This is a genomic window from Clostridium sp. MCC344 (genome assembly GCF_018785365.1).
Taxonomy (GTDB): Bacteria; Bacillota; Clostridia; order Lachnospirales; family Lachnospiraceae; genus Pilosibacter.
This window is the reverse complement of sequence record NZ_WQPQ01000077.1, coordinates 81,110-94,660: the sequence shown is the minus strand read 5'-3', so window position 1 is coordinate 94,660 and position 13,551 is coordinate 81,110. Positions and strand designations below refer to the sequence as shown.

At 43.8% G+C, this 13,551-nt stretch carries 14 protein-coding genes and 2 pseudogenes; 3 read left to right on the top strand and 13 right to left on the bottom strand.

Translation table 11 applies throughout. From position 1 onward, the window contains the following. Positions 1 to 54 precede the first annotated feature (54 nt). The 3 genes and pseudogenes from tnpA to GPK90_RS15975 all read right to left on the bottom strand — a co-directional run bounded on the left by tnpA (position 55) and on the right by GPK90_RS15975 (position 1,665). Positions 55 to 454 (bottom strand): annotated as a pseudogene (tnpA, locus tag GPK90_RS19830) (IS200/IS605 family transposase). A 149-nt stretch (positions 455 to 603) separates the two neighbouring features. Beyond that, on the bottom strand, positions 604 to 792 hold the full coding sequence (locus GPK90_RS15980) for a hypothetical protein (RefSeq protein WP_118529910.1): 189 nt from the start codon (positions 790 to 792) through the stop codon (positions 604 to 606). Positions 793 to 936: 144 nt separating this feature from the next. Then, positions 937 to 1,665, bottom strand: coding sequence for a PHP domain-containing protein (locus tag GPK90_RS15975; protein ID WP_215703441.1), 729 nt, complete (start codon positions 1,663 to 1,665; stop codon positions 937 to 939). 462 nt (positions 1,666 to 2,127) lie between these two features. Between GPK90_RS15975 and GPK90_RS15970 the strand changes: the two genes are divergently transcribed. After that, positions 2,128 to 2,313: a hypothetical protein gene (locus tag GPK90_RS15970; RefSeq protein WP_215703440.1), complete on the top strand. Its 186-nt coding sequence runs from the start codon at positions 2,128 to 2,130 to the stop codon at positions 2,311 to 2,313. Between the two features lie 14 nt (positions 2,314 to 2,327). Here the strand turns inward: GPK90_RS15970 and GPK90_RS15965 are convergent, their stop codons facing one another. From GPK90_RS15965 to GPK90_RS15940, 6 genes and pseudogenes are all read right to left on the bottom strand, one after another. Continuing rightward, positions 2,328 to 2,783, bottom strand: coding sequence for a hypothetical protein (locus GPK90_RS15965; protein ID WP_215703439.1), 456 nt, complete (start codon positions 2,781 to 2,783; stop codon positions 2,328 to 2,330). 124 nt (positions 2,784 to 2,907) lie between these two features. Then, entirely contained in the window at positions 2,908 to 3,372 is a 465-nt protein-coding gene (locus GPK90_RS15960) for a DUF3592 domain-containing protein (protein WP_118529902.1), read from the bottom strand. Between the two features lie 33 nt (positions 3,373 to 3,405). Continuing rightward, a pseudogene (locus tag GPK90_RS15955) lies at positions 3,406 to 4,293 on the bottom strand (nucleotidyltransferase domain-containing protein). Positions 4,294 to 4,513: 220 nt separating this feature from the next. Then, a complete protein-coding gene (locus tag GPK90_RS15950) occupies positions 4,514 to 5,035 on the bottom strand; it encodes a hypothetical protein (protein ID WP_215703438.1) in 522 nt (173 codons plus the stop codon). Between the two features lie 115 nt (positions 5,036 to 5,150). Beyond that, positions 5,151 to 5,483 (bottom strand): Fic family protein, encoded by a 333-nt coding sequence (locus GPK90_RS15945; RefSeq protein WP_215703443.1) that lies wholly within the window; start codon positions 5,481 to 5,483, stop codon positions 5,151 to 5,153. A gap of 72 nt (positions 5,484 to 5,555) precedes the next feature. Beyond that, on the bottom strand, positions 5,556 to 6,155 hold the full coding sequence (locus GPK90_RS15940; RefSeq protein ID WP_118297999.1) for an alpha/beta fold hydrolase: 600 nt from the start codon (positions 6,153 to 6,155) through the stop codon (positions 5,556 to 5,558). A gap of 222 nt (positions 6,156 to 6,377) precedes the next feature. On the opposite strand from GPK90_RS15940, the gene GPK90_RS15935 reads away from it, so the two are divergent. Together GPK90_RS15935 and GPK90_RS15930 are read left to right on the top strand one after the other, a co-directional pair. After that, positions 6,378 to 7,136 carry a GNAT family N-acetyltransferase gene (locus tag GPK90_RS15935; protein WP_215703437.1) on the top strand — a complete coding sequence of 253 codons (759 nt, stop codon included), beginning with the start codon at positions 6,378 to 6,380 and terminating at the stop codon, positions 7,134 to 7,136. Between the two features lie 23 nt (positions 7,137 to 7,159). Beyond that, the gene (locus tag GPK90_RS15930) at positions 7,160 to 7,618 is read left to right on the top strand and encodes a hypothetical protein (RefSeq protein WP_215703436.1); all 459 of its coding nucleotides are present in this window, start codon (positions 7,160 to 7,162) and stop codon (positions 7,616 to 7,618) included. A 21-nt stretch (positions 7,619 to 7,639) separates the two neighbouring features. Here the strand turns inward: GPK90_RS15930 and GPK90_RS15925 are convergent, their stop codons facing one another. The 4 genes from GPK90_RS15925 to GPK90_RS15910 all read right to left on the bottom strand — a co-directional run bounded on the left by GPK90_RS15925 (position 7,640) and on the right by GPK90_RS15910 (position 13,470). Beyond that, on the bottom strand, positions 7,640 to 7,855 hold the full coding sequence (locus tag GPK90_RS15925; protein WP_215703435.1) for a hypothetical protein: 216 nt from the start codon (positions 7,853 to 7,855) through the stop codon (positions 7,640 to 7,642). A gap of 139 nt (positions 7,856 to 7,994) precedes the next feature. Continuing rightward, positions 7,995 to 9,827, bottom strand: coding sequence for a TasA family protein (locus GPK90_RS15920; protein WP_215703434.1), 1,833 nt, complete (start codon positions 9,825 to 9,827; stop codon positions 7,995 to 7,997). Between the two features lie 124 nt (positions 9,828 to 9,951). Continuing rightward, positions 9,952 to 10,710, bottom strand: a complete 759-nt coding sequence (locus GPK90_RS15915; protein WP_215703433.1) for a SipW-dependent-type signal peptide-containing protein — start codon at positions 10,708 to 10,710, stop codon at positions 9,952 to 9,954. 348 nt (positions 10,711 to 11,058) lie between these two features. Then, positions 11,059 to 13,470, bottom strand: coding sequence for a TniQ family protein (locus tag GPK90_RS15910; RefSeq protein WP_215703432.1), 2,412 nt, complete (start codon positions 13,468 to 13,470; stop codon positions 11,059 to 11,061). Between the last annotated feature and the right edge of the window lie 81 nt (positions 13,471 to 13,551).

The window sequence follows — 13,551 nt, the reverse complement described above, 5'->3', positions numbered from 1 at the left end:
TATTAGGATATATCCTGTATTTATATGCTTTTAACACCCACTGTCGCCACCTTCCTACCCTTGATTTTCTATATATTTTCTCAACATCTCTTCTGATGCATTTCCTACACTGCAGACAAAATATCCGTCCGTCCAAAAAGTATGTTCTTTCCAGAAATGTTTTCGTAGATAATCCGGATATCTTTTCCAAATATGATATGTTGTATAACTCTTCATCGGATTTACTATTTTACTGATAGACATTGTTGGTTCCGTTTCTATCATGTAATGAATATGATCTTTATCTGTCTCCATATATCTGATAATGACTTTATGCTTTTGACATATCTCATAAGGAAACTGCTTTATATCATCTAATATTTGTTTTGACATCAGCAATTTCTTTCTATACTTGCATACGAATATGATACTGTAACAAATATTTGTGTCTGTTTTTTGATTTCCACGTTTCCATAACGCAAGTATAGCACAAACCTCCGCTTCCGGCTACCTTAACCCACCGTCTAAAGCCAGTGGGATTGCGGTAGCCCTATTTCAAAGAAGGATGAATGTCAGCTGATCTGAGCATTCATCCTCTTCCATTGTTTCCTATAATATTGCTATTTAGAAGTCATCATCCATATCACAATCATCGAAGTCAATGTCATCCTCGTCGTCATCATCTTCATCGAAATCTCCGGCATCTCCAAAAAGAGCCTCGTGTTCCTCTTTGCTGGTACACATTAATTCATCCCATAAGAATCTTTCAGTTGCATCAATTTTTCCATCACCGTTAAAATCCTTCCACTTCATACCGGCGCCCTCCTTAAAGATTGCTGATTTGTTTTTCTTTGTCCCCTTATCATAACACAAATGCTGTCCAATAAAACGGACTATTCATATTTATTACTTTGTTTGAAATATCTTTTTGGAATCTGTAAACTCCCTATTACCTCGTTATTGGAAATCTGGCAGTTCCAGCCTTTTTAATTTGTGAGCATCCAATCCGATAACCGTCTCCACACCGTTCACTTCGGCTATCTCCCAGAACTCCTTCCAATAATGATGTTTGTGTCGCATGGAGGAACAATTCTTTTCCAGAGGCAATCCATATTTCACAGCTGCATCAATCACCCGTACAGCAACTGCTTCCATTTCCGGAGTCCAGATTTTCTGTCTTCTGAAAATCCGATCCGGATGAGCAACGATCTTGAAACAGCCTGTTTTCATTCCCGCGATCATCGCATCGCCAAGAACTGTGTATTCGTCAACCTGTAATCGTTCTTTCGGCCATTCGAACGTATAATGCTCTCTGTCTTCCGGGTCTTCTGCCATATGCTGTCCAAGCAAAAGAATTTCCAAATCCGGATTATTGGAAAGTTCTTGATAATATCCACTCTGATCATATCTGGAAAAACACTCAATCTCCAGTCCGATATGAATTTTGATTTTTCTCTGATACTGTTCCTTCAGATTTTTAAGAGTGGATATGTATTCCGGCAGTTCCTCATACTTCATCCGTCCACCAAACGGATTACCGGGGAATGGAGCGTGATCCGTAAAGCAGATATCAGTTGCTCTAAGACCAATCGCTTTTTTGATATATTCTTCATCGGATACCATCTCTGCATGTCCGCAGCGGAACGTATGCACATGGAAAAGATATCGTTCTCCTAATGAAATCATTTTTACGCTCTCCTTTCATGGTGCCAAACACATGACGGCATACCATTAAATACATTTTATAAACGGTAGGGTATCCGTTTGAATTGTAGAGCCGTATAATCCAGCTGTATAGCAGTTCTCCAGGATACGGCCGGAAACATGTCGGCATGGTTATTGCATTCATGTAATCTTCTCTCTTTCATCATTATTTTTTGTGAAAGAATTATGGAAAGAAAACGATTTGTTTTGGCAAAAAAAGAAGCACGGACCGTGACGATCCGCGCCTCCTGTCGTAAGTACAAATGCTTTATATTTTGGGAATACCGAGCGAAATTTCTTCTGCCTGAAATGAGATGCAGCCGTTCGGATGAAAAGTGATGTGTTGAGAATCCCAGGCTGGAATCTTCGACCATTTCAGGTGCATTGATTTATGTATATGTATTGTAATATAATATACAATAATCAATTGAGGTGGTAACCTTTATGGAACCAATGGGAAAACTGTCAAAAGCATCCTACACAAATGCAGAGGAAATCAGCGAGGTGTCCGCTGCGTTAAGACTTGAAGGTATGCATTTGGACGATGATGATATCTTGATGATGCAGGAAATACAACATGGAGCTCTCAGTTTTGACCAGGCAAGAGAACGGATTTTAAAAGAAGTGTGATTTCACAAGCTCTCTCAAAAACTGGAATCTGTTTTTCCATCAAAATATAAAATGTACTGTTCATCATTCTGCTCTTTTCCACTAATCACAACCTCCACACTATCTTCTTTCCAGATAACCTGCCATGAATCGGAATGAACAGAAGCACCATCATTTCTTACATCAAAAGAATACTTTGCAATCGTTCCTAATTCATCTTTAAGAACCAGTCTGGCATGTGTATATCCAAATGGCCAATCTGGTTCTCCTATCTGTTGAAACAGTAATTCATACTTCCCATCTTGAGAGGTGGACGAGTCAACGGAATTAACCCGATATTTCGTCGTATAGGTAACGCTACCGATCAGACCTGCAAGCATTAGGCCCAAAACAGCTATGATTCCAAGTCCAATCCTTACCGCAGATTTCTTTATGCAAACACATCCAAACAAGGAAATAATGGTTATGACAATCACTATTGCAAATATCATTTCTTTCAACTCCCATATTTAGCAATAATTTAAGATTTGTTGTTGTTCCAAAAACTGGAAATTATAGTTCTCAATAATCTATCTTCAAAATTAGCTGTATATCTAATGGCTCTTTATCGCTCCATTACTTCATGCATAGAACCACTCCGAGAACCAAGGCAACACTTACGCATAGTGCACCCACACCAATAAACACTTTTCGCACGGGAGCTGATTTATCGGCAGGACAGTAGAATTTATCTGGACGGTTTGGATTAACGTAAAGATTGACCTTTTGACCGACAGATACCTCTGGTCTCACTGTTCCTACAGATGCTCGTTTTCTCAGCACTGTGCCATGAACGCTGTATTCATAAACAGGAAACCATGACATCATCTTCACTTCATCGGCATCGGTGTAGCCGGAGGCGCCGATTGCCCGATGCTGTATGTCGGTCACTGATGCAATGACTTGTTGTGTGCAGGAGGCTCTCTTTCGCTTCTCTTTTGCATATAGCGCAGCGCCAATACATAAAAAATTCACGCCAAGCAGACCAAGCACAGATATGATCAGCAATAGCACCAAATAGAATTCATTCGCCGCTTTCATGTATAACCTCCACAACTTCCAATTTACAAATCATTAACAGGTTTCCTTACCGCCCTTTCGAAACAAATTAATTTCTGTTAATGTTTTTCCATTTGCTCTGGCATACCTTGTCAAGGCAACCAAATCGATGCCAATGGATGGCAACAGTTCGTATGGGTTCGGAACCGGACGTTCTGTCACCTGTTTTATAAAATAACGGTTCAGGGTATCCCAAGTGTTTCTGTCAGTTTCTGTCTGATCGGCAGCCAGCCTGATTGTTTCCAATTCTTTCTTGATAAAGCAGTCCAGTTCCTTGATTTTTGGGGCCAGTCCCATTTCCAGCATTTTCTGCTTCTTGTCCAGCAGTTCATTCACGATGGCTCTCAGCTCTTCCGGTAGTTCCGCATCCAGCAGTTCGCTGAACAGCATCGGCGGCTGCGTTCCATGATCCGCGATCCATTTTGCCGCAAGCAATGGACGGATCACATAAAAATACTTTTTAATCCGTACTTCTTCACCCTGCAGATAGTTTTCATAATTGCTGCTTGCCATATGCCAGTAATGGTACAGGCTCTTCTTTTTGGAATAATACTCTTTCCTGATTTCCTGCAGTTCCTCGAATGCCGGACTGCACCTGTATACGATCGGTGAAGCACACCACTCAAAAATGGACGGATTTGACTCATGCATGAGCTGTAAAGCCTTTTTCAAATCCCAACCGCTGATGTCCAGCGTATCATCCAGCTGTCATTCAATCACGTCCCTGGTCTTATCCAGCTTCAGATAATCTTCCAGTTTTCTCACATATACAAACCGAACATCGTAATCACTGTCAGGGGAAGCGAATCCCCAGGCCCGGCTGCCGGATTCCACCGCCATGATGATCCTGACATTTTCTTTGTTCCCAATCTCCGCCAGTTTTTCCCTGATGACCTGTTCCATATCCATGTCCAGCCTCTCCTTTTATACTGCTTTATTTCAGATATTCCGCATAGCTTACGGCATTCCGGATAGCAGCTCCTTTTTTATAAATTCCATATGCCCCCTGATGCTGAATAGCAGGAAACAGAGATGTACGGAGCAATTCAAATCCGTCATGCCTATTTTCATATATACAATTCCATTATATCTGTAACTTACCCCCGGCAAGTTGCCTGTGAAATCACGCTTCCGATTCATGCCCGGCATCCAGAGACAGTTCTTTTTCCATCACCTGCCGGATAGAATTCGATGGTCCGAACTCCTCATAGATATCCCACAGCAGCAGTTTCATCTCTTCACCGGGAATACAGGAGTCATCCTGTCCGAAACGGTAAATGCTGTTTCCTGTAGTGAGTTTGATGATGCCATCATCTTCTGTTTCCAAATCTCCCGGTGATGTTTTTAAATAGTGCCCAGCGAAACCGCTTGCCGGAGCGGTAAAGAAAACAAACACAAACTTTCCAGGTCGCGAATTGGATTCATAAATCATAAGCAGTCCGGAACGGTCAATATACGGTGCCCGCCAATCCGTATATGACACTCCTTCCCTGTTAGCCGCTCCGTACAGGTATCCTTTCTTATGTTCGATCAGGCGCATGTTGTCTCCTCCTTTGCCCCAAGGGCCAAACCAGACACTGATGGTGTTTGGATGATTGTTATTGCTGTTAGGAATGAATATAACATTATGGATTGGAAAATACAAGTATTTTCATAAGCCAACAAGAGTTAGCGTATTCAGTCTGTATAAAACACAAGCATTTCACACAGCGTATTTGCTGGTGAGAATCTCAGGGACAAGTATTGCAATCCGTGCTTTTTTATTGCAAATTCAGTAGATTCATCACCAGTTTCACCATTACTTCTTTTTCTTCTGGATTGGATTCAGCAATCATCAACGTAACGGCTACCAAGGTTCCATCGCTGAGTCGTTTTTCTCCATCTTGGAATAAAGCATTGTTTTTATCCAGGAATTCAAGAAAAAGTGATGCCGCAATTCTCTTGCAGCCATACACATAAGGATGATCCTTGATCATAAAATACAATAGATTTGCGGCTTTTTCTTCCAATGATGGATATGCATCCTGGCCGAATATACTTTGATATACTGCAGCAAGGATTCCCTCAACCTTACCTTTCTCCTTTCCTTCCAGAACAATAGATTTTTTTCCGTATTCTTCGTTTTCCAGTTCAATCGCATTTGCCGAAGTTTTTATTGAATCTGATCAGATATATTTTTTGATCCATTGATCAAGGAATGCCATCTGATTGTCCGTGTGAAACCAATGTTCCCCGCCTTTCATGACGGTCAGTGTGGCACCAATCTGGTCTGCAAAACAGGAAATGGTTTCATAAGATGTCAGGCTATCCCGATCCCCGTACAAAATGTGTGTCGGAACATTCCACGCAACAGGATGTTCTTTTACATAACAAAGATATTCCCATGAAAGTGTTTCACCGAACGCTGTCGGGATATTCTTCCTGCACTTAAGCTCTTCTTCCGTAACATTGGCCCACAGCATCATATCAGAAATCAGCTTTTTCATGTCTACGACTGGTGAAATAAAATAAGCTTTGCTGATTTTTTTGTCCGTTAAAGCGTTCATGGAAAAGAAAGCTCCTATGCTGTTGGCAATGATTTCCACAGGCTGAGCATTCCGGCAGACCGTGTCAAAGAATTTCGGAAATTCTTCCCTGGCCTCCCATGGTGTCTGCGATTCATAATCAAAACCAATGACATCACAGTTGCCAAAAAGCGGCTTATAATGAATGGCTTCTTCGGCATTACCGCCTTTGCCGTGAATGTATATGATAGTTTTTGCCATAAAATGATTCTCCCAGTACGTTCAATTTATTCTGTCTCCAGTATAAGCCGCCGCACGGACTGCGTCAATCACACACTTGTGTATAAGAGAAACATAGAATCCCACGCGGCACTTCGGAGACGCAGGTTGAGTGTAATTACGGCACTCCGCCTGCTGTCCTTTTTACCTGCATTATGATAGAATGGACCCATAATGATCGAACACGCAAAGGAAATGATGGGTATGAACATTGAATTAAGAAAACTTCTGGATTCGGATAAGGAGACATACTTCGAATTGGAAAATGAAACATGGGTAAACAAGCGCATGCTGCAGGACGAAGAAGCGAACGACCGATCGTGGAAAGCCATGTTTGCCGATACCGAGGCTCATTATGCCGTTCTTATGGGCGATCAGATCTGCGGATTTGCTTCCATTCTGAAACTGGGCGAAGAAGTTCAGGAATTTGGGCTGGAACTTTTTGAAAGATTCCGTCATCAGGGGATTGGATATGCCGCTTTGGTTCGGCTGCTGGAAATCTGCAAAAATGAATATCACGTAAAAGAACTTCACAGCAAGGTATACCCGGATAACTTTCCAAGCATTCTGCTTATGAGAAAGATCGGCGGCACTCCCTATGGGATCACTGGAAACCCGTGTATCGATGTTTCTGAACGACTGGAATTTCAAAAAGACAATGCGGAACTGATTTCGGATAACGTAAAAAGAATGGCGGAACTCTTTGGCGTTGAACCGGAGCTGCTGCTTTCCAATTTGCTGGTATTTCAGATCCCGCTCCAGCCTGCGGAAATACGTTCTTCTCTTTCTTTGACCGGTGATCTCAGTTATGAGAAAAAGATAGAAACCAAAGCAATCAACCACATGTATCAGGAAACAACTCGGATTCTGAAATCCATACTGGAAAAGGCGAAAAAAGGCACAGAAGAAGATTTTAGGAAAGAAATGATGGATATGATTGAAAATCTTGAATCGCGTATGTAATGCAGGACTGAGCAGGGAGATTTTTGAAATTCTGTGAATCATCGTTTTTTCAGGTAAAGAAAAAGCACGGACGCTGGGTTCGTGCTTTTTCTTTGGGTAAATTGGTGAGTTTAGATTGTTGGAATGAAGGTGCCGTTGTTCCAGGTACCTGCTCGTTTTGTGAATTCAGGATGAGACCAGTATCCTACAAACATATTTTCAAAATCGGATACATTTGTAATGTCCCAGTGTTTGATGCCGCTTTCCTGCCGATTCTGAAAGACTTTGCGGAGATCACCGGTTCCAGACTGAAAATCCAGCAAGACCCGTGGCATGACATCACGGCAACTTTCAGCAGTCAGTGCGGCATCGATATTACGCCGAGTGAAAAGAGAATGCGTATGATCATCTCGGCCGCCGATCATATCAGCATCAATAAACAGACTGATTCCGACCGGGTGGATTTTTCTCTTATCTTCGGTTTTCCGGATGATGCAGAATAAGAAACAACAGGGATGTACGGATCAATCTAAATCCGTCATCCCTGTTTTCGTATATATACATCTCTGTTTCTTTCCTTTTATTTCGCAAACATACTCCCCTCTTTTTCCCTGTTTTTCTGCACGTTTTTTCCTTTTATATCGCAAACAAGCGATTTTTCCTGCATCCTGTTTTTTCCTTTTATTTCTTAAACAAGCAAAATACGTTTTCCTTTTATTTCCTAAACAAGCAAGTTTCATGTCGGTGAGTTTTTTCCTTTTATATCCTAAACAAGCGTATTGAGGAATGGTGCGAATTTTCCTTTTATTTCGTAAACACCTGGAGGTAAAGTGAAGAAAAAAATCCTGCGGCCAACCACCGCAGGATTGTAGAATTAGATCAGGTTGTTGGAGTAAATGTACCATCGTTCCAGGTACCAGACCGTTTGGTAAACTCCGGATGAGATGGGCAATGGATAAACATATAATTAAAGTTTTCTACATTTGTGATATCCCAGTCGTTAATAGCAGATGCATCAGAAAGTTGATTACAATCATTGAACATAGAATATATTTTGATAACATTGCCTGTCTTCCAATAAGCAAGTGGCGCTAAGTTGGTAAGTTGGCTACATCTACAGAACATAGCGCTCATATCGATGACTTTATCCGTTCGCCAATTGGCCAGTGGTGCTAAATCGGTAAGTTGACTACATCCACCGAACATACTGGCCATGTTTGTAACCTCATCCGTCTTCCAGTGAGTAATCGGTGTCAAATTAGTAAGCTGGTTGCATTCCCAGAACATGAGACTCATGTTGGCAACTTTGTCAGTTTTCCAGTTAGCAAGTGGTGTTAGGTCAGTAAGTTCTGTGCAGTGGCAAAACATCTCACTCATATCAGTAACTTTATCGGTTCGCCACTCGCCAATTGGCGTTAAGTCGGTAAGCTGATTGCATTGAGAAAACATCTTGCTCATATCGGTTACGCTGTCTGTGTTCCAATCAGCTAAGCCACTAATATCAGTCAAATTTTGCATTTCGTAACATAAATTTTTCAGAGAAGAGCCTGCGTTAATTTCTTCGGCTTCCGACCACCATTTAATCACGCCATTCTCATACCACATGTAAGCTGGTTTTGAAGTTGAATTATTTGAAGAAATTAAATAATCAGAGTCTTCCATGACATAATCAGGAGGTGCAGTATTGGATCGTTGGATTGCTACAATTGAGGTATCCGTAGTGTTATAATATGCCGAACTGTTCCCGGCTAATCTTTTCATGTGAATATTAAGAATAGTTCCGCTATAAAGCTTTGCAGTATTCGGTTCCCATTTTGCCGTAAACAGCATGTTTCCAGTGCCGCCTGTTGGGATGTTTGCTGGACTCCACCCAGCAAATTTATATCCTTGTTTTGTTGGTGTTGGTGGTGTATATCCATAATCGGTGCTTCCATACTCTGTCAAGGCTCCATCTGCTATGGTTCCGCCATTAAGAGAATAATAGATTTTACCGAGTTTTCCTGACTGGTTCCGGTCACCGTCATCTGCCGGTCGGCTTGTCTGGTTACCGGACTGGTTCAGGAAGATGGTATATACCTGATCCAGCACATCCTTACTCAGATTTCCATCACTGCCAGGTGTCAGGTTCACATCCGGGATATCGGTTGCCTGAATGGCGCAGGCGGTCACAATGATATCTTCCACGTTTCCGCTCAAATCGGATTCCACAGCATTTTTCATCTGTACCCTCTGGAACAGTTTGTCCGTGGTTGCGTCTTTCCCCAGGGTCTTTTTGTAACCGTACACATAGGATGTTTTTGCTTTCCCGTCTTCCCCTGCCACTGTTTCCGTTCGCAACAACTCCCACTGGTCACTGACGCCTTTTAACTGGAACAGATCCTGCTTCTTCTGCTCTCCTGTGCCGTCATCCTCGTCGGTAAACGTTTCCTGTGGTACCTCGACCCGTAAAAATACCAGGGCATTGTTGTTGCCGGTATTCTCGATCTGCGGATCTTTCACGATCTCCTGATTAGGGATGATATTTTTGACCTCGTCACTGTCATTTCCGGGATAGCCGGGTTCCTCCAGGTCGATCTTGACCTTGCCGACCGTGAACGTGTTGGTGGCTGTCTCGGCATCGGTCAGATAAGCAACGGTGCTTCCGGCTGCCACGGAAACCACAAGCCCGCAGGCGATCATTGCCCGAAGAAGCTGCTTCTTTGATTTCCTCATAAAAAGAAAACCTCCTTCCATATTTTTTTGTCGGTACAATTATGGAAAATTTGCACCCGGAATTGGTGGAACGCAAAAGAACCTGCTCCGATAAGGAACAGGCTCTTGTTTTATGAAAATATGATTAGACTGACAGGTCATTGCCTTCCAGGTTCTTACTGTTATTGGTATTTGCTTCCGGTACGGTCTGGCCATTGTTCTGCTTGCCGTAGATATCATAGATCTTCTGCAGGTTCTCCTTGGTCAGGGTATCGGTCAGGTCGGTATCCTCGCCCTCCAGCACCTCGGCTGCCTGGATCGCATAAGCAGTAACCTTGATATTTTCAGTATTGGTATCAATCTGTCCCTCGATGATGTTCTGCAGCTGGATGCTGTCAAACAGTGCCGTGGTCTTGGCATCCTTTGCCAGTTTCTCCTTGTAAGCATAAACATGTACGTTTGTATCAGCACTGGTATTATCACCCGTAAGTTCTACCCAGTTCTTTCCAGCGGTACTGCCGTCAGTTGCCGGATCGATGTCGGTATTCAGCATGGTAAAGAGCTCGGTCACCGCAGTGGTCTTTCTTGTGCCGTCCTTTTCTGCCACAATTACGTCCTTCTTCGGCATCTCAACCTTTAAGAATACGATTGCATCGTTGACACCGGTGTTCTCCACCTGCGGGTCCTTTGCCACGATCTGGTTCGGTACCAGGTCCTTCTTCTGAGTTTCCGTCAGTTTCGCATACTCCGGCTCCTCCAGATCAATCTTTACCTGACCAATGGTAAAGGTGTTGGTTGCGGTCTCGCTGTCAGTTAAATACGCCATGGTTCCTCCGATGGCCATTACTCCCATCATGGCACAGGCTGCTGCTGCCATGACCATCTGCTTCTTTGATTTCCTCATAAAAAGAAACCTCCTTCCATAAATTTTCTTGCGGAACAATTATGGAAGAATTACTGCATAAATTAGCAAAACGTAAAAAGAACCCATTCCCACCAGGGAACAGGCTCTCGTTTGATGTGACATACCCAATCTTATTGGTTATTTCCATGTATAATTTTTTGACAGAAAATTATGGAAGAAATTAGTCTTAATGCCACATCTTACTTAGGATCTCCTCCTTTCCTGTTTGATACAGGAATTATGGAAGAAATTTCCGCAGAATTGGTCAGAAAATAAAAATGGCTCGATGTTGTTTCTGTTTTTAATTCATCTCTCCACCTGCAGAGGTGGGGGAATTTTCGTTTCTTCTTATTTAAAAAGTCCTTTGACAATCTTTTTAATCATGAATGGATAATACTGAAAATACGGCTCCATGTCAGAAATAAAGATGCGGTTCTCCAGGAGCCAGTCTTCCACCTGTTTTTTATATTCCGGGTGTTTGCCGGAAAACATCAACAGATTGATTCCTTCGATTGCCTTGTAATTCCGGTTATTGATTTCCGCATATGCCGCTCTGGTTTTGAACTTTGTATTTCCCACCTTCTGATTCCTGAAGTCATCCGTTTTCACGTCATTACACAGAATGTATTCCGTTTCCGGTTTCTTATCCAGAATACCGGCATGGTACGCGGCGGATTCATGGTAATAAGCCCCGATATGTTCCCCGCGACGCTCCAGGTAAATCTCCCGGATTGCAGTCTCATCGGGAACATCCAGATCCACGGAGAATACGCCCGGACATTTCCGAAACAGGTGTCCTTCGGCAAGCAGCTGACGTGACAGATACTGAATCTTTGCAAACTCCATGGCAGCGTCCGTTTCTTCCGGTATCCAGACTCCATATTTCTCACAGACTTCTTTCGCCTTGAAATACAAAACCGCAGCATCCCGCAGGGGAATTTCCGGTTTTTTGACCACGTGATTAAACACTGAGGATTTCTCGCCGAGCGAAAGCTCCTGTATAAAAAACTGTACCGAGTTCGTCAGTTCCTTTCCGTCGGGACCGCATACCGTGATCGTGTTCCGTTCAATGCCGCTCACATGATATTCTCCGCCGGTACACTCCGCCACATATCTTCTCATGTCTTCCTTCGGTATAACCGGCGTACACAGGGCGCACCGCTTGCCGTTCAGAAAACTGAGGGCATATCCTTCGGTTGTTGTTCCGCAGGTGCGGTGACGTACCGTCATCATCTTTGACAGTCCCTGATATGGAGTGATCATCTCATACTCATCCCCCATGAGTTCCTGGAATCTCTCCCCGAATCGGTCAACAACCGCCTGACCGCTCCTGCAGCAACGACAGAACGGTGCCCGTTCAAATTCCCGAAGAGATACTGTGAATTCGCCTCCGCATTCCTCATGCCGGAGCGTCACGAACTGTCCGATTCCCTTACCGCCCCGGTATTTCACCAACGTGTATGTATTTTCCGCATGCGCGGCCCTGTCGATCCTTGCCTGCAGTTCTTCCTGTCTGAGATATGTTTCACAGTAACAACGTTTCTCCATCCATATCAGCTCCGTGGCGTTCACATTACGTTCCTTGCCACAGGTCTTATGTCGGATCTTTACGGGTCTTCCATATCCCGGGAAGTGTTCCTCCAGTTCGTAGGTACCGTCCCCAATCATATGAAGCTGGCGCTGAAACACCTCATCTGGATCCGCTTCCCGGTCACATTTCGGACATCCGGCACCAAGGAAAAGAGCATAAGGATGGATATGGAACCGCTCCCCGCATTTCCGACACTCCAGTTCCGCAATCCAGTGATCCACGGAATGCACGATGTATCCCGGGAAAAGCTCGGCAAGCGTTCCCGTATCATCCGTCTGTACCTTCAATGCCGCCTTCTGAAAATCCTCGTAATCATGGAACAGGAATAACAACAGTGCAATCGCGTCTTCCGGTACAATTTTCTTCTGTGACAGAACCTTGAACACACGCACATCCGTTTTACCGGCGAACAGACCGGCATATCCGGCAGTCCGAAGATCATCCGCAAGATTTCCGTACGGTGACTCCAGTGGATATCCGCCTTCTCCCATGCGCGCCAGAATCATCGCCTGTAAGCCATTCAGATCCAGATCCGGCGGGCACTCATATAATTTCCGCATAAACTCACTGATACGCTGTTCCGTTGTTTCATCTGCTCTAAGCTCCACCGGAACCATGGACCCGTCATCAAGTCCGCGTTCCCAATCGTCCGGTTCTATCTGTACACGCATCAGTACCCGGTGATGTTTCGGACACATCCGAGCGCCAGGAAGATGATGGACGGTATGGAGATACGGTCTTCCATATGCGGCAATATCCTCCCGCGCGCAGTCCGGACACACGCGCAGTTCCGTGATATCACTGTCCATCAGAGGAATATCCAGTTTGCAACCGTTATGTTCCCGGAGCAGAATTTCCATGCATTCTGCCTGATATCCCCTGGTCATAAACGGAAACAGGGTCGTGAGCGGTGTCATTTCCGCAATCATGCTCCTGACATCCGGGAAACATTCGAATTCTCCGTTCTCCGAGCATATATGGTCCAGATTGAATCGGTAATCCAGACGAACGGGAACCGGTTTTCCCATTTTAAATTTTCGATCTTCATACGGGATATAAGCTGCACAGAATTTCTCAATGGAATCGTACATATTGACTCTGAATAACCTTACAATCCAGCCGTACAGCAGTTCACCGGGATAAGGTTTCAGGCATGTCGGCATCAGCATAAATAGCACTTCCTTTCCATAATGTCTTTGTATAAATTATGGAAGAAAAGCCCCCTGTTACCGCAAAATGAAAAGCCCCGG